The organism is Priestia flexa (assembly GCF_021441905.1).
GTDB lineage: Bacteria > Bacillota > Bacilli > Bacillales > Bacillaceae_H > Priestia > Priestia flexa.
Genome location: NZ_CP090431.1, coordinates 904,374 through 930,536, shown reverse-complemented (window position 1 = coordinate 930,536; position 26,163 = coordinate 904,374). Strand labels below are relative to the sequence as shown.

The following is a 26,163-nucleotide window of genomic DNA, read 5'->3' as shown; positions in this document are numbered from 1 at the left end:
TAAGAAAAGACTTTAGCTTTTTTGGCTAAAGTCTTTTCTTATCGCTTGAAATACCTCGACGATTTCATCATAAAACACCATAGTACCTAAACCGATAACCAACAGTATAGTTGAAAGCACACCCAAATCTAAAAAGACGCTCCCCACTATTAAGATGAGGCCAACAACGAAACCGGGATCAGAAGGAGCTTTTAAATCATCAGCTTCTTTCTCTTCTTCATATAGTTCGCTCTCTGATTTATCTTCAGCTACTTGTTCAGTGCTTGACTGTTTTTTCAAAAGCTCATCTAACGTCACATTATAAAATTCAACTTGCTCAGTGTATACTGCTTCCTCTTTATCATCTAAGAATTTCACCGTGTACTTATTGTAATATTTTCAATTCTCTTTTCCGATTTTAAGTTATTATCTCCATCAAATTCTACCACTCCAAATTTATGATCGACTGTTTCATAAAAAGCTAATAAAGAGTTTGCAACAGGTTGTGGAGTTGTTTGCAACAGCACGTCCAATCCTTCTAATTCTTTATATTTACTAAACTCCCTCACTAATTGTTCCGGTGAATTGCTACATGCTGATAAACATAGTAAGAAAAGTGCTAACACCGTTATAAAAAGCTTGTTCATATAAGCTTCTAGGCTTTTATTCGTCGTCCTCTAAGAAGTCTAGTACGCGATCAATAAATTGTTCGCTACCTTCGTCATTTCCGTGTTCAATTAACAGCTCCATGTTCAGCCTCCTTTTAAAATTGTTAGAATATTCTTGTTTTATACCTTACCACAATTCCAACCAAGTTGTAACGGTTATTTTGTGTAAAAATTTCGACAAATATCATCTCTTTTCAACGAAAAAAGAAAAGAGAGAAGATAAGCATCTTATCATGATTATAGACAAGACTGCAATTGATATGAATACAACCTTAAGCGTATGTACCTTTCAGCCATCCAACTCGCTTTAATTTTGCTATACAAGCTTCTTTTAAACCTTCTTCTGTGTAGCCCTCAATAACTTTGCAGTCAATTCCAATGGCATACGTATCCCTTCCGCTCTTTACTACAATTTCGTAAAACGTCTCAAGCTTTCTACAGGTAAAATCATTAATCTCCTTCAATTGATTTAATACATCGTTTAGCACTTCTTCATGATTCTTTATAATCGTTTGTGTCATCCGTATCTCTCCTTCTAATAAAATCAAAAAAGCTCATTTTGCTTTAGATGCAAAATGAGCTTTCACCCGTCTTATCACCCAAAGCTAATGCTTTGCTGGTAGGAGCACCTTACGTTGGTAGGTTGCTGTGGAGTCATAGAGCCAGATCTCTCGTCCACTCGTGATAACTTTTTAAATTAGATTTCATTATACCAAATATCTCCTATTTAGCAAGAGTATTTTTTAAATTTTTCTTTTTTTCAGTTTTATCACTCTTTTTAACCTATGCATAGTAAAGCGAGAATATTTTCCTTTCTTTACGTAAAAACTAACAAAAAAACGTAATGTAATTCGTTAATTAAATCCCTGGATACTTTTCTGATTATTCTTTCATTTGACCAAACTCTACCTTTGCTTATAAAATGAAGATTTGTAGAAAGGAGCACGAAAAACTATATGTATACGTATCAAATTGGCAATCAAACAATTGACTACAAAATTAAAGTCGTTCCAAATAAAACCGATATTACGGTCCAAATTTGTGACAATGAAGGGGTAACCGTAATTATCCCACGAGGCTTAAACGAGCACAACGTTCGCTCTGTTATTTCTCGTAAAGCGACTTGGATTTTAAAACAACTTAACGGTGGTAATCAACCAACCGAAGCAAAAAAACCGGCTGCTAAAAAAGCCGAAAAAGCAAAAACTGAGAACAAAACGCCAGCTGCACCTAAAGCAAAGACGGCATCTTTTGAAAACGATGACAAATTTTCGTATTTAGGTCGTCAGTACCGCTTAAACATCGTTCGTGATAATGTGGAGCAACCTGAGATGACGTTCCGTGCTAAATTTATCGCAACAGTGCCATCATCCTGGTCTGAACAAGAAACAAACGAGGGAATTCAAAACCTTTTAACAGAATGGTACCAAGGACGAGCAAATGAAAAATTCAGCGAAGCACTAAAAGCAGTGAAAAAACAAGCAGCAGATGCACCTGACTCTGTAGCGTGGAAGGAACTGCAAGATACATATGCAACGATGGAAAACGGTGAGCTAGTATTGAACTGGCGTCTACTTCTAGCACCATTAACAACAATTGAATATGTGATTGCTTCACAATTTACAGATGCAGACTCATTATTTGAAGATGCAGCAGAGCGTAAACAATGGTTAGAAGAAAATAGCTTACAAGCATTCTAATCAGCTAACAGCAAAACACCCATCCTAAACTACACAAAGGATGGGTGTTTTTGCATATTGTGTTTTGTTAAAACTTAATTATAATAAAAAATGTTTATAGTTGAATAATATAGGTTAAGTATATGTAAAGGTAGTATAAAATTTAATTTTGCTCCTTTATCTATCTTCAGAAAGGATGTGCACCTAATGAAAGGACAAAGCTTTTTCATTTTAGGTCTTATTTTCGCTCTTATTATTGCTATCTTAGCTGTCATCAACAATGAGCCAGTTCAATTTAACTATGTCTTTGGCTCACAAGACTGGCCACTTATTTTAATTATTTTAACATCGGCTGTATTCGGTGGTGTCGTCGCTGCTTCACTAAGCTTTGTTAAAATCACTCAGCTTAAAAGTAAAAACAAGCAACAAACAAAACGAATTGCCGAACTAGAAACGCAACTAGCCACTCACTCAGAACCACAAGCTGATCTAGAAAAACCTTTATCAACGCAAGGTGAACCATCAGCTTAATATAGAGATATACTAAAATCCTGCTTTCCCAACACTACGGGAGGGCAGGATTTTTTGTTTTTCCTCCTTACCCCCTCAATTATTATAATAAAGGGTGTACTAGCTATGTCAGTAGCCTGTGAGTGAAATGGGAAATGTTTGACTCCTACGGAATTAGCAAGACGGCTTGAAACCCCGCAGAAACGCAATGACGAGGAAGGCAGGCGCGAGCCACGTGGAAAGCGAACAATTCGAAGTGAAAATTACGACTCGTTGCGTGCGCTCGTCCTTCTTCCACACCCAAACACTTATAGAGATACGTAGTTTCCCTCCTACTCAAGAAGCCCGTGATTGAAACGGAAGATGCGAGACTCCTGCAGGACTAGCGAGTGCTCTGAGATCCCGCAGTTTACGAGGAAGCTCAGACCGAGCCCTGCGGAAAGCGAGCAATCCGGAGTGAAAATCACCACCCATTGCATGCGTCTTCCCTCCTATGAAAATATGAATAACACGCATATACAAATGGAAATCTTTAGCTAACAATGGTACAATCAATTCTGTTCTTTATTCTTTCTATTTGATTTAACAAAACGATTCACTTAAAAAAGAAGGTGCTCTTATATTGAGAAAAACTCGCATAAAACGAGAAATCATAATCTATTGCTCCATCATTCTCGGAACACTTCTCTTTTCTCTTATTGTGCAACAGTATTTCTTTCAGCCTTATACCGTTAAAGGAGACTCTATGAATCCTACGCTTCAAGAAGGCAACCGTATTATTATTAATAAACTAAGCAACTATCAACGCTTCGATCTCGTCGTCCTTCACTCTCCTCATGACCAAGACGAGTACCTCGTTAAAAGAATAATCGGTGTTGCAGGCGAAAAGATTGAATACATTGATGACCAGCTCTATATTAATAACCAAAAAGTAAGTGAACCTCACTTACATAAATACCTACAGCATATCCCGACATACGAACGCTTCACTGAAAACTTCTCTACCGAAGAACTCGTAAATGACGGCATCATTCCTCATGGATTCGTCCTTGTACTCGGAGACAACCGTAGAATAAGCCGCGATGGCCGACACTTCGGATTAACACCTGTCTCAGACATCGTTGGTGAAGTCGATGTGAAATATTGGCCTCTGACTGATCTCAAACTAATGCACTAAAAAAAGGAGCGGCGTCCGCTCCTTTTTTAATACCCATTCTCTTCATACAACTCAAGCGGAAGGCCGTCTGGATCTGCAAAAAACGTAAATAACCTTCCTGTTAACTCATCCACTCGAATCGGTTCTACCTCAATGCCTCTACTCTCTAACTCTACTTTTGCTGCTTCCACGTCTTCAACAGCAAAAGCTAAATGCCGAAGACCACAAGCCTCTGGTTGTGATGGACGAGCTGGAGGGTTTGGAAATGAAAACAACTCAATTTGTACTCCTGGCGCTAGCTCTAAGTCTAGCTTATAAGAGTCGCGATGCTCTCGATATGTCTCTTCTAAAATACGCGCTCCTAGCTTTTCTACATAAAACGCTTTTGATTGCTCATAATTACTTGCGATGATTGCTACATGGTGAATTCTCTTAAACTCCATCCTTGCCCTCCTATGTAATCATTGCTTTCATCATAACCGAGCAACTAAAAAAAGAAAAGACACATTTACTATTTTAGGAAATTCTCTTTCCGTTCGTATCGTTTAAACTAATTTCCCACTCTGTTCAATCGTTTTTTTGTCATCAAACATAGTTTTATAGTATACTATTTTTCAAATCAATTTTTGAGCGACTATACTATTTATTCCTATTACTACTTGAAGGGAGGTGGTTTTCTGATGGGATTGCGATGTATAAAATTAGCAAGCTTGCAGAGATGGCATTTATAACAAAACGCACGGTAAATTACTATTCAAAAGAATTACTCGTACATCTTCGTCTTATTGAAGCTTTAAAACAAAAAGGGCTTTTGCTTAGAAAAAGGAAGCAACAATTGGAGAATACATCCCATATAGAAAACAAGCCCCTCCTTCATAAAGACGAGCTTATAACAACATCATTATACACGACGACAAAAAGTGTAGCGTCAAGAATAAAAGGCTTAATGACGGTGAAAAAGCTTCTGTTAAGCAATCACTAGAGCCACTCTCACGCACTCACTTCTCATGCTCTTGTCGTAATTTGATTATTTACAGGAGGTGTTTACTTACTTTGCTTACGCAGAGTAAGTATGTTCATTGATAACCATTAATTTAATTTTAGTTGCCTTCTTAATTGCTTTAACTGCTTATTTTGTTGCGACAGAGTTTGCGATTGTAAAACTTCGTAGCTCTCGTGTCGATCAGCTCGTAGCAGAAGGTCGAAAAGGAGCGGTCGCAGTGAAGACCGTCACGACTCACCTAGATGAATACTTATCCGCATGTCAGCTTGGTATTACCATTACAGCACTTGGATTAGGTTGGCTAGGTGAACCAACGGTTGAGCGCATTTTAAATCCAGTTTTCGCAGACTTAGGTGTTCCATCTTCCGTTTCACACGTGCTTTCGTTTGTAATCGCTTTTGCGTCGGTTACGTTTTTCCACGTCGTTGTTGGAGAGTTAGCACCGAAAACGGCGGCGATTCAAAAAGCTGAAACTGTGACGCTTCTGTTTGCACCACCGTTAATTGTCTTTTATAAAGTCATGTTTCCTTTCATTTGGTTACTTAACGGTTCAGCTCGCTTATTAACAGGCTTATTTGGATTAAAACCAGCCTCAGAGCACGAGCTAGCGCACAGTGAAGAAGAGCTTCGCATCATCTTATCAGAAAGCTATAAAGGCGGCGAAATTAATCAATCTGAATACAAATATGTAAACAACATTTTTGAATTTGACAACCGCGTTGCTCGTGAAATCATGGTGCCAAGAACTGAAATGGCCGTTGTTTCTGAAGACGATACAATTGACGAATTTTTAAAAGTGGCTGTAGAAGATCGCTATACTCGTTATCCAATTACCATTGATGGGGATAAAGATAATATTATCGGCCTTGTCAACATCAAAGAAATTCTAAACGATGTGGTCTTAAACGATGCTGTGCGTAATCAGCCTGTCAAAACGTATATGAAACCAATTATTCAAGTCATTGAATCAGTCCCAATTCAAGATTTACTACTATCCATGCAGAAACAGCGTACGCATATGGCGGTGCTTATTGATGAATATGGTGGTACAGCTGGTATTGTAACGGTTGAAGACATTTTAGAAGAGATTGTTGGAGAAATTCGCGATGAGTTTGATACAGATGAAAAGCCGTATGTTCAAAAGCTTAGCGATCAACACTTTATCTTCAATTCAAAAGTATTGCTTGATGAAGTAAATGAAGTGCTTGATATTCAACTTGAGCACGAAGACATCGATACGCTCGGTGGATGGATGCTTCTTCAAAACATTGATATTCAAGAAAATGAATCCGTCACTCTATACGGATATGAATTCACGGCAAAAGAAATGGACGGACATCAAATGAAAGAAGTAGAAGTTCGTCAATTATCTCAGGAAGAAAACGAAGTGCAACAAGAAGCACTAAAAATTGAAATATAACCGAAAAAGCTGCCTCGAGGCAGCTTTTTTCATTTCTGAACAACTAATGGATAGCTATCTTCAAAATGCATAGCTACAGCATCTACTATAAGCGGACCTTTCTGTAAAACTTTCGTACTTGTAAGTTTTGAAAAGCCATCTCCACCTTCTTGCAGATAGTTTGACAGAGCAATCGTATACGTTTGAGTCAGTTCAATCGGCTCACCGCTTTCTGCTTTAATCTCTTCAATCCGCTCACCAAACGGCGCTAAGTCATTCCATTCCACTGTAATGCCCGCTGTTTGTAAAGCTGCATCATATTTTTCACTCCACTGCTGTTCCAAAATTTCATACAGGTCTCCCCCTGTTACCTCAATCTTGACGAGATGATGCTCAAAAGGAAAAGCTGTATACAAATCTTTTTTCGTCACGTCGCCCTTCGGAAGGCTCGCTCGAATTCCCCCATGATGAACAAGCGCGATATCCGCCTGCATTTCTTTTCTGCTTGCTTCTGCCACAAGCTGAGCAAGAGGCGACTCAGCTCGCTTATTTTTTTTACGCGTCAGCTGATAAGGAAGCGTTCCAATGCTTTTACCAGCATCCGTACCAAGCTGATCTTTATACGTTTGTAAAAACGTCATTACTTTTGGGTCTGGCTTTACGGATTCATGTTCTACGGGTACAATTTCCGCTTGTTTGTAAGCAATCTCTTCAGTACGCTTATCAATCCCAAGCTCAACTTGTGAAAAAGCTTTTCCATAGGAGTAAGCCTGAACGAGCAGCTTATCATCGACAACGGTATTAGCGTACTGATGGTTATGAGCTCCTAGCATGACGTCTACTTCGTCATCTACTTTATATGCCATTTCAGCTAAATCTTCCTTTGGATTCCCACCATTTTGATCAGACTGCACAGAAACATGAGCTAAGACGACAATAGAACGTATGCCCTGCTCTTTCAGTTGTTTTACGCTTTTGTTAATGGCATTTACCTCATCGGTAATCATTACTTCTTCTCGACTATTTGCCAAAACAAAATCGTTTGTATCCGTTGTGACAACTCCGATAAAGCCCATGTTCACTCCGTTTATTTTTTTGATGACATACGGCCGAAACACGGTTTCACCCGTTTTCTTATCTAAAATGTTGGCTGAGGTGTACTGTGCTGTAGCTCCTTTAAAGTTTCCTTTTTCCTGAGGGGATTCACCATGAATTAAGCGCTTCATTTCTGCTACTCCACGATCAAATTCATGATTGCCTGGCGTACCAATATCAACGTTTAGCAAATTTAAAAATTCAATTGTTGGTTCATCATTAAATAACGAAGAAATAGGAGGGCTCCCACCGACCATATCACCGGTGTGAACGAGAAGCGTGTGCGGATTTTTTTCTTGGTATGCTTGCAAATGAGAAGCGAGATACTCAGCTCCTCCTACTCGTTTACCTTGGAGCTGCTGATATTGATCTAACTGACCGTGAAGGTCGTTTATTCCTAAAAGCTGCACGTGAATTAAATCATTAGACGAGGCTGTAAAATGCGTTTGGAAAGCATGGTGATACGTGGTAAACAATAAGATGCCTACAAGTAAAAGCATAGCTATACGTTGAAATAATCTCATTTCATATCCCCTCCTCATGCTGTTATCGTTAGGCTACCATAGAAGCATTAAGGAAGTATGAACGATATGTAAAGACAAACATAACAAAAAGCGCATCAGCTATTCTGATACGCTTTTATCATGAAAATAAAATGCTTTTTTCTACTTGCTTTAAATGATAAAAGTAACCTTTCTTACTCATCAGCTCAGAGAACGAACCAACTTCAACCACTCTGCCTTCATCCATGACAATAATTTGATCCATCCGCTCTAAGCCAGCAAGACGGTGGCTAATGAAGATAAGCGTTGCGTCCTTTGCTTTTTGTGTTAGCTCGGCAATCACTTTTTGTTCCGTTAGCAAGTCCATTGATGAGAAAGGTTCATCCAGTAGCCAAATTCGGCCTTTTTTCAAAAATGCACGAGCCATTGCTAACTTTTGACGCTCGCCTCCAGATAGGTTTTCACCTTTTTCTAAGATGCGATCATCGAGCTCATACGCATGTAGCTCCACCGCTTGTAACGCTGCTTTTAACTCGATATCAGACGCGTTATCATTTGCTAGCAGGAGGTTGTCACGAACCGTCCCGTAGAAAAAATGATTTTCCTGCATCACGACATTCGTATAGCTCCACAAATCTTCTTGTTCAACATTCGTTAAGAACTCTTGATTAATGGATATGGTGCCTGAGGTAGGCTCATACAGCTTGACGAGCAGCTGAAACAAAGTGGATTTACCAGAACCACTAGGTCCCACAATTGCCGTTTTTGAGCCAGCTGAAAACGTAACAGAGACATCATCTAGTACGTTGCGATTTCCATACGCAAATGATAGATTTCTCACTTCTACGTCCATCGGTTCATCTTGAAGCACAGCTGAAACAGGCTTCTTTACTTCTTTCTGGTTACCCATAACAGAAAACAGCTGCGCCGAAGAGCGACGGCTATCTTCGAAATGAGTCGGAAATGCAGCCATTGGAACTGCATATTCAAATACATTCAGTCCAATCATAATAAGCATTGCTAGGAATAACCCGTCCAGCTCGCCTCGCGTGACGTCATAGACGCCGAATAAAGTTACGGCCCAGCATACGAACATGGAAATAACTAAGCTCCACGATTGGCTTGCGTTTTCCGCTTCTTGCTTTCTTGCTTGAGCGCTTAAATAACGCTTAGATAATTCAGTTAGCTTTCCTTGCTTTTCTTCTACTTTTTGATGAACTTTTAAATCTCGAAACCCGTATAAAAACTCCGTTGTTTCTGCCGATAGCTCACTTCTGAGCTCTTGAGTAGATGCTTTTAAACGCTGCTGCCTCCACGCAGCAAGCATGGGTACAACAAACCCCGTGAGGAGCATTCCAATAGCTAAGGTCACGCTAATCCAAACTGAGTAAAACAATGTAAAGAAAATGGTGCTAATGAAAACAAAGAAAAAAATGATTGGCGGATAGAATACCCGCAGGAAAAAGTTTTGTAAATTTTCTACGTCTCCAACAATTCGTGCTAGTAAATCCCCGCTGCGGTACTGATGAAGTACGCTAGGCATGAGCGGTTCTAATTTTTCAAAAAAGCGTACGCGCAGGTTTCCCAAAATCGTAAAAGTTGCTCGGTGTGAATAATAACGCTCCGCATATTTTGTTACAGCTTTTGCAATACCAAACAGCTTTAAAAGCGCAAGCATAACCGTTAACGTATACAGCGGTGGAATAAGAGCTGCTTTGGAGATGACATACCCGCTTGCACCGAATAAAGAGATGCCGATGAGCCCTGCTAGTACACCGAATATCGTCGTATATACAATATCCTTTTTTTCTTTCAGTACAATTGTGCTGATTGTCAGTAAGTTTCTCATCTAACACCCTCTCCTTGCTGCGCCTGCATCATGTCGCGGTAGCTGTCAATGCGCGTCATTAATTCATCATGCGTTCCTGAATCAATGACTTTTCCGTCTTGCAAATAAACAATTTGGTCCGCATTTCGAATCGTATAAAGTCGATGAGCAACGGTAATCATGGTTGCTCGCTCACTTAGCTCTTTAATGGATGATTGTAGAATTTGTTCCGTTACTAAATCGAGACCAGTTGTCGGTTCATCAAATACAATGAGAGAAGGCTGCTTAATAAATGCACGAGCTAGTGCAAGGCGCTGTTTCTCACCGCCAGAGAGGCCTCTTCCCCCTTCACCTATCAGCGTATCAAAGCCAGCTTCCATCGACTGAATAAGCGGTAACAGCCCCGCTTTTTCGGCTGCTTTTATAAGTTCTGCTTCCGTCACTTGAGTTTGTGTACCAAGGCAAATATTTTCTTTAATCGTTCCGGAAAATAAATACGGGTGCTGAGAAATATAGCTGATAGATTCAAACCAATCCGCTTCGCTAATGTCAGTTCGCTGTTTTCCATTAATGACTACTTGTCCTTCTGTTGGATCAATTAAACCCGAAATCAATCGAAGCAGCGTTGTTTTTCCTGATCCGTTTGGACCGATAATCGCTACTTTTTCAAACGGCTTAATGATTAACGAAACGTCACGTAATGAAAATGCTCCTTCTTGATAAGAAAAATGAATATCATCCAGCACGATATGAGCAGGTTGCCCTTGCTCTACTCGATGATTTCCCCACTTCACTCCGTGTTCGGAAGCTTCAAGCTCTTCTTTGATTTTATTCGTTGCCCCGATGCTACCTCTTCCAGCGTGAAATGCACTACCTAAATCTCGAAGCGATAGATAAAAATCCGGTGCGAGAATTAAAATAAAAAACGATGCAAAAAACGTAATATTTTCAAATACAACAAGGCGTAGGCCAAGATCAAAGGCGATGAGACCAACGCTTAGCATCGCAATAAACTCCAGTGCCAGAGAAGATGAAAATGCTGTTTTCAAAACATCCATTGTCGCATCACGAAATTCAAAGCTTTTCTCTTTCATCTTGTCTTTTTGCACCTTTGCTTTGCGCATGAGCTTCAGCGTCGTTAATCCTTGCAGGACATCGAGGAAATGACCTGAAAAAGCCGTCATTTTTTCCATTTGAACATCCGCTTTTTTTTGCGTTTTTAACCCAATCACAATCATATAAATCGGGAAAAATGGTGCGGTTATCATCATTAATAATCCTGAAAACCAGTGCTGCGTAAACACGGCAAGTAAGATAATAAGCGGCAAAATACTCGTTTGGATGACCTGCGGAATATAGAAGCTAAAGTAGTTATCCACTTCATCAATCGCATCCATCGCTACGCTCGCTTTTTTACCCGTTTGGCCGCTTAACGAAGCTTGTAAAGGGTTGTTTGCATATTTTTCAAAAAGCTCTTCTCGGATTTCACCCTTCACTTTTTCACCAAGCTTAATTCCTAGTTTTCTTGATAGATAGATAAACAGCACCCGAGCAGTTAAGACAATTAATAAATAAATAAAAGAAGGAAGCACGTCTTGAAACGACGCGTCCTTCAAGAAGATTTGGTCGACAATGTACACAAAGAAATATGCTTGGCCAACTAACATCACACCGTTTAGCAACGATGATAGGATGAGCGGAATCATCATTTTTTTATGTGCAAATGCTCGTTTTCTCAGCAGTTCCATACACAATCGGTCTCCTTACGTTTAGTTAGCAGTACTTACTGATAAGGGCTTTTTCCTTTTGCCCCCCAGATGAACAAAAACACAATTGCACCAACCACAAGCAACACAGGTGCTATCATAATCAAAAACGTATTCACATTTCGTCCCTCCTTCACTTCTTACCCTGCACGTACTCGTTATCAAATAGAAACAGTCGCATCAATAAGTATAATGATGGAACGAGCAAGCATAGTCCTGCAAGAAAGGAAATGATAAGCGTGATGGCCATTGTATCGTTTGTGAAGCTATCATAAATCGTCACGTGCGGATAGAGTAAGTACGGTAAATGCGCCGCTCCGTACCCGTAAAATGCTGTGGCAAACTGCAGCATGACAAAGATAAATGATAAACCAAGACGCTTTTTCTTCCAGATAAAATAAACGGCTCCGACAAAGAACAAGAATGATAAAACAAACAGCCACGATACATCTAACATTTTCGCAAAGTGCTCGCTGTTATGATCTGACATGGCCCAAAAGACAAGGAAGCTAGCCAAAATCGTAGGTGTACTCCAAAACAATGCGTATTTACGCAAAATGCGAAATGCCCCTTCATCTCCTGCTTTGTGCGCGTAAAAGGTTAAAAAACAAGCAGAAATATACAGAACGCTCACCACTGCAAGAAGCACAACGGCCCATGAATAAAAGCTGGTGAACAACGCCCCGTAGTCAAGTGAAACATTCGTGCCGTTTAGCTTAATATAACCACCTTCTGAAATCGTCAAGACGATGGAAAGTGAAGCCGGAATTAAAAGTCCCGTTGCTCCGTATAAAAGTTGATAGCCTAGACGCCCTTTGTTTCCATAGTGGTGAAACGCATAGTACGAGCCGCGAAGCGCAATTAAGATAATTGCGATGCTTCCAGGAACCAACAGTGCCGTTCCGTAATAATAAGCAAGAGACGGGAAGAAACCAACTAATCCAACATAGAAGAAAATCAAGAATACGTTCGTTACTTCCCATACCGGAGACAAGTAACGATTGATTACTTTTTGTACAACATGTCCTTTCCCTGTCACCGATGCATAGTAGTTAAAGAACCCTGCTCCAAAGTCAATTGAAGCAACGATTAAATAGCCGTATAAAAATGTCCATAGTACCGTGATACCAATTACTTCATAGCTCATAGTAGTCCTCCCTATTCAATCCCGCGTTTTTTCAATTCTTTTTCGACAGGATTTGCTCTAAAGGTACGAATAAGAACCGTCACGGCCGATACAATTAAAATGACGTATAAAGCAGCGAACAGATAAAGCATAATATCAACGTGCTGAGACGTTGTTGCTCCTTCTGCTGTACGCATAACGCCTCGAATAATCCAAGGCTGACGTCCTTCTTCTGTAAAGAACCATCCTGCTTCAATCGCAAGCATCGCTAGCGGCCCACCGGCTACTATTAAGCTAAGAAGCGGTTTGTTAAGCGGATTCCATGATTTTTTCTTTTTCATCACAATGTAAATAAATGAAATGAGCGCAAGTCCCATTCCAATTGCAACCATCAAGTCGAACATGTAGTGAACAACAAGTGGTGGCCAATCTTCTTTAGGGTATTCTTCAAGCCCAATGACTTCAGCTCCCGGAGTTCCGTGAGCTAAAATACTGAGCGCATACGGAATTTCAAGCGCGTACTTCACTTCGTTATCTTCGGTTAAAATACCACCTAGAATTAGCGAAGCTTCTTCCATTGTTTCAAAATGCCATTCAGCCGCTGCGAGTTTTTCAGGCTGATAGTTTGCTAAATATTTGCCTGACAAATCTCCAACAAGTGCCGTTACAATGGCAAAGACAAACGCAACGACCATTGATAAATGCAGCGCTTTTTTATGATAAACGTGATCGCGTCCTCGTAAAATTGCAAAAGCTGCAATAGCTGCAAGTACAAACGCAGACGTTAAATAAGCCGAGGATAAAACGTGCGACACTTTTGTCGGCGTCGCCGGGTTGAACATAGCCGCAATCGGATTAATATTTGAAAGCACGCCGTTTTCATATGTGAAGCCCAGCGGTGCGTTCATAAATGAGTTTACCGTTGTAATAAAGAAACCCGATGCGGTTGCACCAAGCGCAGCTGGAATTAACAGCAGCAAGTGATACATTTTATTTTTGAAGCGATCCCACGTATATAAATAAATTCCGAGGAAAATAGCTTCAAAGAAGAACGCAAATGTTTCTAAAAAGAGCGGAAAGCTAATGGTTTGACCAGCTACCTGCATAAAGTTTGGCCATAGCAAACTCAGCTGCAGTGCAATCGCTGTACCTGTCACAACTCCGACAGCAACCGTGATGATATATCCGCGTGCCCATCTTCTAGCGAGCAAGTGGTAGTGTTCATCGTTTCGTTTAATTCCTATCCATTCAGCAAGTGCAATTAAGAGTGGAACCCCGACTCCTAATGTTGAGAAAATCGTATGCACAGCTAGTGTTAAACCGGTTAAGATTCGACTATACAAGACCGGATCATACTCAAACACAAACATTTCCTCCTTTATGTAGGAAGAGAATTTTCTCTTCTCTTAGCAGATTGTAGTCCCTAGTATAAAAACTTCTTTTATAGTTGACCATACTGTTCACCATTTTGTTAAAGTTTGTTCACATTTTCACAATCTTAATTTCGACACAATTTTAGAAGGTCCTGTAAAAAAACAAGCTGAAATATAAAACAGTCATGATCCCTTCTCAAAGAAGAATCATGACTGTTTTAACATCGTTAGGTTGTAAGAACACGTTCGTTCCATTCCACTCTTTTTTTAAATTGGTTTCCGAATTATCTCTCAATCGTTCCGATAAATCGCTAACCGAAAGACTTATGTCTCCGCCTCTTTTACTCTTCATTTCTCTTTTTTACTAAATAGTGTCCGTATGTAAAAGTTAGAAAAAACACAAGTCCTACAACGCTTCCTACTAGCAATCCACTTTGAAGATTTCCATCGGGACCAGCTGTCACAATTAGTGTAAACACTCCTCCAAGCAGGAAGCTGCCAAGGGGAATAATATAATAAGGAACAAGATTTTCACGTTTGTTGTCATAAACATCCACTGATATCTTCAAATTTAAGTAACCTAATACAACAGCCGTTAAAATAAAAATAAACCAAAGGGGGTTTTCATAAGCATGTAAAATACCGTTTTGTAACCCGTCATAAACTAATAAGGATAAAATCCCTAATGTTTGAATGATAAAAGCCACTCGAATATTTTTTAAGTTTTGAACAATAAGGCGTTCATCTTTTATTTTCTTCATTGGAGCCCTCTCTTTCTACCCAAAAAACATCGTTAAGCGTTTGATCGACTGCATAACAAATTTCTAAACATAGTTTTAAAGTTGGATTATATTTCCCTTTTTCAATTAGGCTAATCGTTTGCCTTGTTACGCCAACCTTCTCAGCCAACTCACTTTGAGTTAAATCTGCTTGAACTCGAAATAACTTCACATTATTTTTAACCATAGACCAATTCCTTCCATTTCAATTGTAACATATACATGACATAATTCAATATATATATTACATTTTATCACAAATAAAAAAGCCGCCCTAACTTGTAGAGACGACTTTTAATAACCACGCTGCACTGCTGGATGAAGGAGCTGATAGATGACGGCTTCGTCACTGTGTTGTCTTGTTGCGGTTCTCGCTTCTTCCATCGTACCGATAAACTGTACTTCTCCCTCTTTTAACACAGCAAATCGGTGGCATAAACCTAGAATTTCATTCAAGTCATGCGTAATATAGATGACTGTTTTTCCTTCTCTCGTAAGCTTTTGAATGTATCTGCCAATCTCCATTTTCGACTGCAAATCAATTCCCACCGTCGGCTCGTCCATAAGTAAAATCGCTGGTTTATGAATGAGCGCAACGGCGATATTGAGCTTCCGCTTCATTCCGCCTGATAAATTTTGAACCTTTTCGCTCCATTTCCCCTCTAGCTGCACAGATTTACAAAGTGTTTTTAGCTCATCACCTGATACGGATCGCCCCGTCATTTTACTCCACAGTCGCATGTTTTCTTTTACCGTCAGTTCTTCCCACAGCGCAATATCTTGCGGGACGTAGCCAATTTGACTGCGAATGTGCTTTTTAGCTTTTTTTAAACGCTGACCGTTGATGACCACTTCGCCGCTCGAAGGCTTAGTGAGCGTTGCTAAAATGGATAAAAGCGTAGACTTCCCTGCACCGTTTGGTCCTAGCAGTCCCAGTACCTCACCTTTTTTCACATGCAAAGACACTTTATTTAATGATTTTTTTCTTCCATAACGCTTACTTACTTTTTCAATTGAAATCACGTAATCGACCTCACATTCCACACTGCTTTTAACCATAATAAAATGGTGATGACTAGTATTGTTCCAAGCTGAATCCAAAGTTCTTTAGCAAGTACAAGCTGCTGCGTAACCAATAGATGCTGAGGAATCCATGTAGCAATTGCGCCTAGCTGCTCCGCTATGTCACTGATTGGGAAAAATACGCCCCCGATAATACTGAGCATCATCGCAATCAAGAATCCTGCGGTATAGTAGCGCCCGAGGTGACGTGATTCGGTAGCTAGCCAAAAGCTAAACGCTAAGCAAAAGCAGAGATATATGAGCATTAGCAGCAGTACTCTGCTATCTGTCACCGCTCCGACTTTCAAAAAGAAGAAAAAGCTCAGGACAGTTTGGATGATCAAAACAAACCCATATGCTGCTACCGATTGATACACATAAGACATGACGCCTTTTGGAAAGGTCTTTATTCGCTTGAAAATAGGCCCTTTTTCCTTTAGGACCCATTCCATCGCCATGAGCGACACAACAAGCGTCAAAAAGCCCCACAGCGGAACAGAGCGATTTATAGTCTGTTGCTTCTCATCAGGTTGTGCACCTTCTTGTCCATCAGTCACATATTGAATGGTCATTAACGGTTCTGGCTTCCACTGCTCGTCCGTATAGCGATACGCATCTTCCCATAGGGTTTCGGGCTTTTCCCAACGATAACGTTCATACAAGCGTTCTACTTGAATAGCAGCTTTACTGTTGCTCGATAAGCGCGTTACTTCACTAGCAATCACTTCTTCTACAACGCTCGTCGCAACTGACGCTGGCATTTTCACCAGCTCAATCGTTTCTTCATAATCTTCTTTTTTAATATTATCCATAAAGCCTTCTCGAACGATAAATAAGCTATCTACTTCATTTCGGAGAAGCTTTTTTTCTCCTTCATCAGCCGTTGTAGCTATCAATTTAATTCTCTCATTCGTCGTAACTCGCTGGATTACTTCCTTAGAAAGTTTACTTTGGTCTTCATCCGCAATGGCAACTGGAATCTTCACATCGTTCTCAACGTTTTGAAGAAACATTTGGCCTACATAAGCACCTGCAGCAGGAAGCACCAGAAGAAGTATCAATAAAAATGGCTTTCGGATAATAGCCTTCAGCTTCTCCATCATGAGATTCATAGGCTCACTCTCCTTTTTTGAAACAGTGCCGTCCAGAGGAGAGACAAGCTAAAAGCAGTGAGACCGTAAACGACGAGCCAGCTCATTGATTCTGACCAGTCTACTGACTCATAGCCTCCAAATAAGCCAAACATCATCTGCAGCGACCAGGCGTTAACAGACCAGGTTTGAAGCATTAGCAACCACTCTGGTAAATAAACGCTAGGTAAAATATGTCCGCCTACAAGAGAAGCTGCAGCAAGGAACAGAACGCCTACTAGCTGATACAGCTTTTCACTGACGAAGATAGCTTGCAAGAGAGCAAACGTTGCTAAAAAAGCGAATGAACTAGCTGCAACGCTGCCAATTAGTTGCCCCCACGTGTACGATAGTGACAAGTCAAGCTTCTCTATTCCTACTGCGTATAATCCTAGCGATAAAACGAAAACGAGTAAGAACATACAGCTAAACTGAGCAAGATGAACGTGTAGTGAGGATACTCCGTGCGTCTGCATACGCTTAAGCACTGAATTTGAATGAAGTCCTTTTACAAAAAGCATGCTGCTGTAGCTCCAAATCATGAGCAGTAATAAAAAGAACGAGAGAATATAATACTGCTTCATATCTTGCTGAAATAAAGACGTCGCTATTCGTTCTTCAAACACGCTTCCACGATCAAGAACATGAAGTCCAAATGAAAGAAGGCTGCGACGAAATTCAGATTGTCTCTCTGCCGTGCTGGCTCCTTCTTCTTGTAGAAAGTGATCGATTGTATTAATGCCGCTTTGAGCAGCGGATGTATAGTCAGCTGCGCTATCCATGACATAGCGAAAAAGCTGAGCTTGAAGCGGCTTGTTTTTATTCCCCACTACAACAAGAGGCATGTTTTCTCCCGTTGCAATCGAATGACTAAAGCCATCTGGTAAAACAACAAACGCCGCAATCTCGTCTTTGGACAGCATTTGTTGTGCTTCTGTTTTTGTTGGATACACAGGATTGATAAGTGAGCTTAGCTGCTCACTTTCCGTTAACTGTTTGATGACGTATTCTGTTTGAAGCGTATCATCTTCATCGACAATTGCCACCGGAAACTTTTGTATCCGTGCTTCATCCTCCATTGTTTCTGTTAGTATGACCCCTGCTCCTATTAAGAATAGAACAGGAGCAAGTAGAAGCAGGCTAAAAGACTTCCAGTTTTTTAGCATCGCCTTCCATGTGAATGAGCATAAATAAAAGAATATCTTCACCTGCTCTTCTCTCCCTGCATTATTACATTAGAATTGTAACTAGATATGATAGTTTACTATATGGTTGTACAAGTAGATTCAGACCTACTGCAAACCTGATAAATTTAACAAAGCGGATAACATGCTGCACACGTCATCCGCTTTTGTATGAACTATTAACTGTTAAGATTAAGAAATATCAAGATCCATCATTAAACCTTGTAAGTTTGTGTAGAAGTCTTCTTGAATCTTCATTAAATCAACTGGCGTAATATCTTTTACGTTTTTACCGTTCTTAGAATCAACTGCTGGAATATCCGCCGCGTCTTTTAATTCAGAATTTGAGTTAATCTTTAAGTTGATATCAGCTGAATCTGTCGGCATACCAACTTTTAAGTTAATATCAAACTTGTAATCTGACTTTCCTTTTGAAGCATCAATGTTTTGATCTTGCTTAAGGTCACCGCTGAACGTGTAGCCAGGAGCTTGATCACCCAAGTCAAGCGTGAATTTGCGATCAGCTGTTTGTTTCGCATCCGTTTTTCCATTCACAACTGAATCCATTGTGAACTTTAAGTTTAGGTCTTCTGTTGTTGAATCAGAAGCGTTAACGCTAGCAACTAACTTTTCAGAACTCTTCTCTCCGTCAGCTGTAATGTCGTTTGTCACATCAAGCTCTACTTTGCTATCATTGTTGTCATTTCCAATCGTAAGAGCTAGCTGTTGAGCACGCTTGTTGTCCGCGTATTCTACATCTTTTGTTGCTACTTTTACATTTCCTACATTGTCTTTGTCATCAGCTGAAGTTGCAGCAAACTCTACGTTACGATCCACAATTACTTCATTATCATTGATGTAAACTGTTGATTTAAAGCCTTTAGGGAATTTAAGATCTTTCACATCTGTTTTAAATTCGTCCAAGCCTTCTTTTAGCTGTTTTTTCACTTCTTTTTCATCTGTTAATTCAGCCATTTCTGGATCTGTTGCAGCAGATGATTCAGCAATCGTTGCAACGCGTTTTGCAATGATTGTTTGTAGCTCATCATCCTTTGCCATTTCCGCTACAAGCTTTTGAACAAATTTCTCCGTTTGTTCTTGGTTCATTTCAAGCTTTAGACGCGTGAATTTTAACGTTTCATCACCTTGTTTATACTCAGCGTTCTTTTCTTTTGTAAAGTAGTCTTCATCTAAGTTATCATAGAAGAACTTTCCGTATTTTGTTGCAATTGCTTTCTTTTCTTTCTCCGTTAGTTCTAAATCTTCTACCTTAATTTGGTTTAGTTCTAACTTATCTGGACCCGTATATGATGGGTCAAACATGCGCATAACCTGACCATACTCATCAAGGTTTAAATAGAAGAATTGATTTGCTAAAATTGGTGCTTTAAAACCAATTTGTTCCTTTGTTTGATAACCTTCTACGTCAAGTGCTTTTGTGTTACCAATATCAAGCGTTAATGAACCATATGTTTCTTGCTTTTTAGGGTCTTGCTCTGTTTTTACATTAATCGTCGATTTGCTAATCATATCTTGAATCATTTGATAAGATGGATCAGCAGCAAGTGAGTTCATTGAAAAATCACCGCTGATAGAAGCCGCTGAGCTTGATGGTTGCTCTAGTGCTTTTTCTTGGAATGCTAAGCTTTCGCCATATTTCGTTTCAATTTCTTCGGTCATTTTGTTGTATGTATTCACTTCAGATATTAAATATAATTGCTTTGGTGATTTCATGAATACATAGCCAAACGTAACCGCTGCACCAATAAGCACAAATAAAATCGCCAATCCGATGATTAACTTTGTTGGTGCTTTTCTCGGAGCTGGAGCTGTTTCTAAGGAAGCAGCAGTTTCTTCTCTTGTTTTGTTTTCATCGCTCATACGTTTTACATCCTCCTGTAAATAATTGTTTGTTTGGTCCCTTGTACATGATAAGGAATCATTACCAGTATTTCTAGTCGTTCGACAAAAAAAGACAATTTTTAGTTCATTTGGCTGATAAAAAGAAGATACCCAACAGATACAAAGACTCATTTTTCATTACCCTATATAACCAGATTAAAACCAAATTCATTAATTTTTACCAAAAATATGAATATGTCAGTTCCTAACGAAGCAGATCTTTTTTATAGTTCGATAGAAGGCTATCACTTCTCCTCCTTTTTACTCCATTTTTTCCTATCTTCCAAAAGCTCAACGATGATATGTATATGAACATTGACTTAGCATCATGTTAAAAGAAAGGAAAACGAGCCTTTTTTCACAATAAAAAAGAGTTTGGGACATAACAAAATGATTACTTCTAAAAGACGAACACTAGCTGTTCCCACCTCTTTGGTTTGTCTGAACACGTTCGTTCCATTGCGCTACGGCCACTCGCTTTCCGCGGGGAGGAACTCTCAATCGTTCAGGTTTATCATTGACTGAATTACTTATGTCCCAGCCTCTCTTACGAATTAATTTGAAGTCGCTGTTGAATAAATAGAAATACGTTAACTAAGCTGTTTTCTTCAAATACACTTACATCTTGCTTTTTAAATTCTCCTTGCTCATGATAATAGCTAATTTGGCCAATTCCTTTCTCTTCGTTCATGTCGATATGAAAGCTAAGCGGCGTTCCTAAAATCGAGCCATCTTCATCTCGCTGAATAATTTGACAAAGCGTTTTATCTCCCTGCGGTTCATATAAAAAATCATAGCAGTACTGACGAGCTAACTTTTCTGTTTGCATAAGAATAATTTTTGTAACTGACGTTTCGTTCATACAAATTCTCCCTTATCTGTACTTACTTCTTTTAGTATATCATAGCTCATTTTATCGTTTGTACCAAGAGTTTGGGACATAACAAAATGATTGCTTCTAAGAGACGAACACTAGCTGTTCCCATCTCTTTGGTTTGTCTGAACACGTTCGTTCCATTGCGCTACGGCCACTCGCTTTCCGCGGGGAGGAACCTGAGCTTCCTCGCTGCGCTGCGGGATCTCACGTTTTCCTCTCTTTCCCGCAGGAGTCGAGTGTCCTACGCTCCATTCCACCCTGTTTCCAACATTGTTTTTCACAATCAGCAAAAAACCTGAACGATTAAAAGTGAGAAACTCTCAATCGTTCAGGTTTATCATTGGCTGAATTACTTATGTCCCAGCCTCTTCATTATAATAGTTTGATAACACCTTTCGCACCTTGTTTTTGATAACCTGTCTTTCTAATCTCTACTTCTTTTCCTTCTGGTAAATTAGTAAACACAACAGGTGTAACAAGTGACGTAGCATTCTTTTTCACATAATCGAGATCGATTTGTAATAACGGTGTGCCTGGCTCAATACGTTCGCCTTCGTTCACGAGTGTTGTAAACCCTTCACCTTTTAGCTCAACCGTATCGATTCCAACATGAATTAATAATTCTAGCCCAGTATCTGTTTTCAAACCAAACGCGTGCTTGGTTGGGAAAATACTAATGACTTCACCTGAAATTGGTGAATGAAGCGTATTATTAACAGGTTCAATCGCAAAACCATCGCCCATCAGCTTAGCAGAGAACACTTGGTCAGGGACTTTTTCAAGTGGCATAACCACCCCTTCAAACGGTAAGCTAAATTCGTCAAGCACGCCTTCGCTTGGCTTTGGATCAGCTTTCACTGATGCACTTGCCATTACTTTTTCGCCTCGAACAAGCTGCTTCATCGCATTAGCTACAAACTCTACTTCCGTTCCAACAATGACTTGAACGCTCGTTTTTGCAACCTTCATCACACCGCGAGCACCGTTCTTCTTAAGCTGTCCTTCATTAACCGCACCCGAGTCTTTTACCTGTAGACGCAAGCGTGTTGCACAGTTATCAATTTCAACAAGATTTTCTTTTCCACCCAAACCTTCAATAAAATGAGCAGCCATGTTTACATGTTTATCATCTGATAATACCACCGCTTCTTCACCATCTGTTTCATCGTCTTCGCGGCCAGGCGTTTTTAAATTAAGCGCTTTAATCAGCCAGTAAAATAACGCGAAGTAAATCGCTGCATAGATGAGGCCGATTCCTCCCAGTAGCAGTGGCTTTTGCGCAATTCCAAAGTTTAAGAAATAGTCAATGGCACCTGCTGAAAAACCAAAGCCGTGATGAATATCAAGCATGACGGCAAGCCCCATTGAAATTCCTGTTAGCAAAGCATGTACTACGTATAAAACAGGAGCAATAAACATAAATAAAAACTCAATTGGTTCTGTAATTCCTGTTAAAAATGAGGTAAATGCTAGTCCAATAAGCATTCCTGATACGAGCTTTCGCTTTTCTTTTTTAGCAGCTGCTACCATCGCAAGCGCGGCTGCTGGAAGACCAAACATCATAACTGGGAAGAAACCTGTCATAAACGTTCCCGCTGTTGGATCTCCTTTAAAGAAGCGATTTAAATCCCCTGTCGCTCCGTTAAATTCCCCGAATACAAACCACACTAAGCTGTTCAAAATATGATGTAGCCCTAGTGGAATCAGCATACGGTTTAAAAAACCAAAAATACCTGCACCAAGAGCACCAGCACCCGTTAGCCATTCACCAATGTTGTTAATTTGATCTTGAATTGGAGGCCAAATAACGCCAAACAAACCGGCGATAGCAAGCATCACAACCGACGTGATAATTGGTACAAAGCGTTTACCAGCAAAAAAACCTAGCCATTCCGGCAGTTTTATATCTGAAAAACGATTGTATAAAAGACCCGCAACTATACCGGCTACAATTCCACCAAGTACGCCCATATCAATCGTTTTATCAAGCGCAACGGCTCCTTTTGTTAGAACGAAATAACCAATGACACCTGCAAGAGCAGCTGCTCCGCTTCCATCTTTGGATAACCCAACTGCAATTCCAAGAGCAAATAAAAGTGCTAAGTTAGCGAAGATAGCATCTCCTGCTTGCGCCATAAATGGGATATCTAATAAATCAGGTTGACCTAAGCGCAGCAATAGCGCTGCGGCAGGTAAGACGGCGATGGGTAGCATAAGCGACTTCCCTACACGTTGTAAAAATTGGAACATTTCTTCATCCCCTTATCTCTATATTTACTAACATCCTACCATGAGGTGTTCTAGTTGTCTATACCAATTATGCGCTTTCATTACCTTTATATAAGTGTTAACAGTTCTTATAACATAAAAAATCACAACTGGTATAGACAACTAATTTCAAAAGAGCTACACTAATCATATACATTCGACAAAGACAAAGGAGAGACTTATGTTATGAACAAACCGCTGGTCATTTACAACGTAACGGTTTATGGCGAAACAACCGTCTATCCAAACGGATATCTGAAAATAGAAAACGGGTTAATAACTGAGCTAGGTAGTATTCACGATTATCAAAAGAGCTCAAACGATCGAGTTATTGAGTATTCTCCTGATTTCATCGTCGTTCCAGGAGCAATCGACGTCCACATTCACGGAGCTGGGAACGCAGATGCGATGGACGCAACAGAAGATGCGTTGAAAACAATGGCTGCTACCCTTCCAAAAGAAGGAACAACAAGCTTTCTTCCGACTACAATGACGCAGTCTGTAGAAGCCATTAACGATGCTCTGATCGCATGCGGACATTTTATTACAAATAACCAAAATAACGCCCAAGCAGAAGCGCTAGGCATTCACTTAGAAGGCCCTTTTATTTCAGCCAAGCGAGCAGGTGCTCAGCCTCTCCACCATATTCAACAGCCAAGCGTTGAGCAGTTTAAGCGCTGGCAAGATTTAGCACAACATCATATTCGACTTGTGACGCTTGCTCCTGAAGAATTAGGTGGAACAGAGCTTGTGAAGTACTTAAACCAAACAAACGTAGTTGCTTCAATTGGACATTCAGATGCTACGTATGAAGAAGTAGTTGCAGCTATTGGAGCTGGGGCATCGCACGTAACTCACCTATACAACGGGATGCGCGGCATTCATCACCGTGAGCCAGGCGTACTAGGTGCAGCTTACCTGCGCGAAGAGCTCTATACAGAGCTTATTGCTGACGGCATTCATTCACGTAAAGAAATGGTCAAGCTTGCCTATCAGCAAATTTCAAGCGAGCGCTTAATTTTAATCACTGATTCACTACGTGCTAAATGGTTGGAAAGCGGCGTTTATGACCTTGGTGGTCAGCCCGTTCACGTAAACGAAACAATGGCTACATTAGGGGATGGAACGCTTGCAGGCAGCATTTTAAAAATGAATGACGCAATGAAAAACATGATAGACTTTACCAGCTGTAGCGTATCAGACGTTATCCAAATGACTGCTGTTAATCCAGCAAAGCAAATTGGTGTTTTCAACCGTAAAGGCAGTTTAAAGGTAGGAAAAGATGGAGATTGCGTTGTACTGAATAAAAACTTCGACGTGCAGCTTACAGTGTGTCGTGGACATATCGCATATGAACAGGGGGAACAATAATGAATATCATCTCAGTAAAAGATTATAAAGAAATGAGCCAAACCGCAGCTGGTATTATTATTAACAAAATAAAGAGTGATCCTTCAACCACGCTTGGTTTAGCTACTGGTGGAACACCTAAAGGTTTATATGAAGCTCTTATTCAAGACCATCAAACAAATGGAACGTCTTATGAGCAAGTGCACACATTTAATCTAGATGAGTATGTCGGCCTTTCTGCTGATAATCCAAACAGCTATCGTTACTATATGGTGGATACGCTTTTGGGTCACCTCGATGTAGCTCTTAATCAAACATTTATTCCAAATGGGACAGCAGAAGATGCAGAAGCAGAATGTGAGCGCTACGAAGCTCTTATTGAACAACTTGGTGGCATTGACCTCCAAATCTTAGGAATTGGTCATAATGGGCACATTGGCTTTAATGAACCAGGTACGCCTTTTTCATCTAAAACACATGTGGTCACGCTTGCTTCTTCTACAAGACAAGCAAACGCTCGTTACTTTTCATCCATTGATGAAGTACCGACTCATGCCATAACCATGGGCATTTCATCTATTATGAACAGCACTGAAATTTTATTATTAGCGTCTGGAGAAGATAAAGCAGATGCCATCTATCATTTACTTGAAGGAACAGTAACGGAAGAGTTTCCTGCTTCCATCTTAAAGAACCATCAGGCTGTTACAATTATCGCTGATGAGAAGGCATTATCTCGTACAAACTTATAGCAGATTGTAGTATGATCGATGTAAAGGAGGAATTGTGCATGATTGACAAAAATTCACCTCTGCCGATTTACACACAGATTGAAGATGGAATTCGTTCTCAAATTGAAAACGGAGAGCTTAAACCTCACGATGCAATTCCATCCGAGCGAGAGTATGCAACACAGTTTCAAATTAGCCGTATGACAGTAAGACAAGCAATTACAAACCTTGTAAATGAAGGCCTTTTATATCGTGAAAAAGGACGCGGAACGTTCGTTTCTGAACAAAAAATTGAGCAGCAGCTCGTAGGCTTAACGAGCTTTACAGAAGATATGAAGGCAAGGGGCTTCACGCCAAGTAGCCGCTTGCTTCACTTTGAAATTATTCCCGCTACAGCAAAAATTGCGTCTCAGCTTTCGATTCAAGTGCATCACCCCGTCTATGAAATCACACGTATTCGATTGGCGGATGGAATTCCAATGGCCATTGAAACGGTCTATATGTCCGCTAATCTAATCAAAGGCGTGACGGAAGCCATTATCCAACAATCGCTTTATGACTATGTCGAACAGCAAAGCGAATTAAAAATTGGACATGCTACACAAACGTTAGAAGCCATTGTGGCTACAGAAAACGAAACGGAACACTTGCAGGTAGCAAAGGGATCCCCTATCCTTCTGATTCAACGCTACACATACTTAGAAGATGGCACGCCGCTAGAAGTTGTGAGGTCAGCGTACCGTGCAGATCGCTATAAGTTTACCGTAAGCATGAATCGGACATAGAAAAACCTCG

Annotated in this window: 25 protein-coding genes and 1 riboswitch; of the genes, 7 read left to right on the top strand and 18 right to left on the bottom strand. The window is 40.1% G+C overall.

What is annotated here, in order from left to right:
* Positions 1-12: 12 nt before the first annotated feature.
* The 3 genes from LZP85_RS04705 to LZP85_RS04695 all read right to left on the bottom strand — a co-directional run bounded on the left by LZP85_RS04705 (position 13) and on the right by LZP85_RS04695 (position 1,168).
* Positions 13-357 (bottom strand): hypothetical protein, encoded by a 345-nt coding sequence (locus LZP85_RS04705; protein ID WP_119543545.1) that lies wholly within the window; start codon positions 355-357, stop codon positions 13-15.
* Complete coding sequence (locus LZP85_RS04700) at positions 354-626, bottom strand: hypothetical protein (RefSeq protein WP_119543544.1); 273 nt, start codon at positions 624-626, stop codon at positions 354-356. The genes LZP85_RS04705 and LZP85_RS04700 overlap by 4 nt, the downstream gene beginning before the upstream one ends.
* Before the next feature lie 293 nt (positions 627-919).
* Positions 920-1,168: a hypothetical protein gene (locus tag LZP85_RS04695; RefSeq protein ID WP_025910192.1), complete on the bottom strand. Its 249-nt coding sequence runs from the start codon at positions 1,166-1,168 to the stop codon at positions 920-922.
* A gap of 68 nt (positions 1,169-1,236) precedes the next feature.
* Positions 1,237-1,338: riboswitch (SAM riboswitch) on the bottom strand.
* A 265-nt stretch (positions 1,339-1,603) separates the two neighbouring features.
* Here LZP85_RS04695 and LZP85_RS04690 point away from each other — a divergent pair.
* The 3 genes from LZP85_RS04690 to lepB all read left to right on the top strand — a co-directional run bounded on the left by LZP85_RS04690 (position 1,604) and on the right by lepB (position 4,013).
* A complete protein-coding gene (locus LZP85_RS04690) occupies positions 1,604-2,347 on the top strand; it encodes a M48 family metallopeptidase (protein ID WP_119543543.1) in 744 nt (247 codons plus the stop codon).
* 186 nt (positions 2,348-2,533) lie between these two features.
* Positions 2,534-2,857: a LapA family protein gene (locus LZP85_RS04685; RefSeq protein ID WP_025910188.1), complete on the top strand. Its 324-nt coding sequence runs from the start codon at positions 2,534-2,536 to the stop codon at positions 2,855-2,857.
* A gap of 601 nt (positions 2,858-3,458) precedes the next feature.
* Positions 3,459-4,013 (top strand): signal peptidase I, encoded by a 555-nt coding sequence (gene lepB / locus LZP85_RS04680; RefSeq protein ID WP_025910186.1) that lies wholly within the window; start codon positions 3,459-3,461, stop codon positions 4,011-4,013.
* A gap of 26 nt (positions 4,014-4,039) precedes the next feature.
* Here lepB and gloA2 read toward each other — a convergent pair whose 3' ends face one another.
* Positions 4,040-4,435 carry an SMU1112c/YaeR family gloxylase I-like metalloprotein gene (gene gloA2 / locus LZP85_RS04675; RefSeq protein ID WP_025910184.1) on the bottom strand — a complete coding sequence of 132 codons (396 nt, stop codon included), beginning with the start codon at positions 4,433-4,435 and terminating at the stop codon, positions 4,040-4,042.
* A 636-nt stretch (positions 4,436-5,071) separates the two neighbouring features.
* Between gloA2 and LZP85_RS04670 the strand changes: the two genes are divergently transcribed.
* A complete protein-coding gene (locus LZP85_RS04670) occupies positions 5,072-6,415 on the top strand; it encodes a hemolysin family protein (RefSeq protein ID WP_025910182.1) in 1,344 nt (447 codons plus the stop codon).
* A 29-nt stretch (positions 6,416-6,444) separates the two neighbouring features.
* On the opposite strand, the gene LZP85_RS04665 is transcribed toward LZP85_RS04670, so the two are convergent.
* From LZP85_RS04665 to nagE, 14 genes are all read right to left on the bottom strand, one after another.
* Complete coding sequence (locus LZP85_RS04665; protein WP_234562058.1) at positions 6,445-8,013, bottom strand: bifunctional metallophosphatase/5'-nucleotidase; 1,569 nt, start codon at positions 8,011-8,013, stop codon at positions 6,445-6,447.
* Between the two features lie 118 nt (positions 8,014-8,131).
* Positions 8,132-9,841: a thiol reductant ABC exporter subunit CydC gene (gene cydC, locus LZP85_RS04660; protein ID WP_234562056.1), complete on the bottom strand. Its 1,710-nt coding sequence runs from the start codon at positions 9,839-9,841 to the stop codon at positions 8,132-8,134.
* Complete coding sequence (gene cydD, locus LZP85_RS04655; RefSeq protein WP_234562054.1) at positions 9,838-11,568, bottom strand: thiol reductant ABC exporter subunit CydD; 1,731 nt, start codon at positions 11,566-11,568, stop codon at positions 9,838-9,840. The genes cydC and cydD overlap by 4 nt, the downstream gene beginning before the upstream one ends.
* A gap of 35 nt (positions 11,569-11,603) precedes the next feature.
* Complete coding sequence (gene cydS / locus LZP85_RS20850; RefSeq protein WP_373688673.1) at positions 11,604-11,705, bottom strand: cytochrome bd oxidase small subunit CydS family protein; 102 nt, start codon at positions 11,703-11,705, stop codon at positions 11,604-11,606.
* A 14-nt stretch (positions 11,706-11,719) separates the two neighbouring features.
* Positions 11,720-12,733, bottom strand: a complete 1,014-nt coding sequence (locus LZP85_RS04650) for a cytochrome d ubiquinol oxidase subunit II (protein WP_061785501.1) — start codon at positions 12,731-12,733, stop codon at positions 11,720-11,722.
* Positions 12,734-12,744: 11 nt separating this feature from the next.
* A complete protein-coding gene (locus LZP85_RS04645; protein WP_076513079.1) occupies positions 12,745-14,076 on the bottom strand; it encodes a cytochrome ubiquinol oxidase subunit I in 1,332 nt (443 codons plus the stop codon).
* 350 nt (positions 14,077-14,426) lie between these two features.
* Positions 14,427-14,846, bottom strand: coding sequence for a hypothetical protein (locus LZP85_RS04640; RefSeq protein ID WP_025910174.1), 420 nt, complete (start codon positions 14,844-14,846; stop codon positions 14,427-14,429).
* Positions 14,827-15,051 carry a helix-turn-helix transcriptional regulator gene (locus LZP85_RS04635; protein ID WP_025910172.1) on the bottom strand — a complete coding sequence of 75 codons (225 nt, stop codon included), beginning with the start codon at positions 15,049-15,051 and terminating at the stop codon, positions 14,827-14,829. The genes LZP85_RS04640 and LZP85_RS04635 overlap by 20 nt, the downstream gene beginning before the upstream one ends.
* Before the next feature lie 107 nt (positions 15,052-15,158).
* Positions 15,159-15,887 carry an ABC transporter ATP-binding protein gene (locus tag LZP85_RS04630; protein WP_234562053.1) on the bottom strand — a complete coding sequence of 243 codons (729 nt, stop codon included), beginning with the start codon at positions 15,885-15,887 and terminating at the stop codon, positions 15,159-15,161.
* A complete protein-coding gene (locus LZP85_RS04625) occupies positions 15,884-17,038 on the bottom strand; it encodes an ABC transporter permease (RefSeq protein ID WP_206833412.1) in 1,155 nt (384 codons plus the stop codon). Before LZP85_RS04625 ends, LZP85_RS04630 begins: the two co-directional genes overlap by 4 nt.
* Positions 17,035-18,264: an ABC transporter permease gene (locus tag LZP85_RS04620; protein WP_142925366.1), complete on the bottom strand. Its 1,230-nt coding sequence runs from the start codon at positions 18,262-18,264 to the stop codon at positions 17,035-17,037. Before LZP85_RS04620 ends, LZP85_RS04625 begins: the two co-directional genes overlap by 4 nt.
* Positions 18,265-18,432: 168 nt before the next feature.
* On the bottom strand, positions 18,433-20,121 hold the full coding sequence (locus tag LZP85_RS04615; protein ID WP_206833413.1) for a DUF6583 family protein: 1,689 nt from the start codon (positions 20,119-20,121) through the stop codon (positions 18,433-18,435).
* 568 nt (positions 20,122-20,689) lie between these two features.
* On the bottom strand, positions 20,690-21,004 hold the full coding sequence (locus tag LZP85_RS04610; RefSeq protein WP_234562052.1) for a hypothetical protein: 315 nt from the start codon (positions 21,002-21,004) through the stop codon (positions 20,690-20,692).
* A 387-nt stretch (positions 21,005-21,391) separates the two neighbouring features.
* Complete coding sequence (nagE, locus tag LZP85_RS04605; RefSeq protein WP_234562050.1) at positions 21,392-23,269, bottom strand: N-acetylglucosamine-specific PTS transporter subunit IIBC; 1,878 nt, start codon at positions 23,267-23,269, stop codon at positions 21,392-21,394.
* Between the two features lie 204 nt (positions 23,270-23,473).
* Between nagE and nagA the strand changes: the two genes are divergently transcribed.
* The 3 genes from nagA to LZP85_RS04590 are packed head-to-tail and all read left to right on the top strand — an operon-like array spanning position 23,474 to position 26,153.
* Complete coding sequence (gene nagA, locus LZP85_RS04600) at positions 23,474-24,658, top strand: N-acetylglucosamine-6-phosphate deacetylase (RefSeq protein WP_076513085.1); 1,185 nt, start codon at positions 23,474-23,476, stop codon at positions 24,656-24,658.
* The gene (gene nagB / locus LZP85_RS04595; protein ID WP_119543086.1) at positions 24,658-25,389 is read left to right on the top strand and encodes a glucosamine-6-phosphate deaminase; all 732 of its coding nucleotides are present in this window, start codon (positions 24,658-24,660) and stop codon (positions 25,387-25,389) included. Before nagA ends, nagB begins: the two co-directional genes overlap by 1 nt.
* Positions 25,390-25,427: 38 nt before the next feature.
* Positions 25,428-26,153, top strand: coding sequence for a GntR family transcriptional regulator (locus LZP85_RS04590; RefSeq protein ID WP_206782775.1), 726 nt, complete (start codon positions 25,428-25,430; stop codon positions 26,151-26,153).
* Positions 26,154-26,163: the final 10 nt, after the last annotated feature.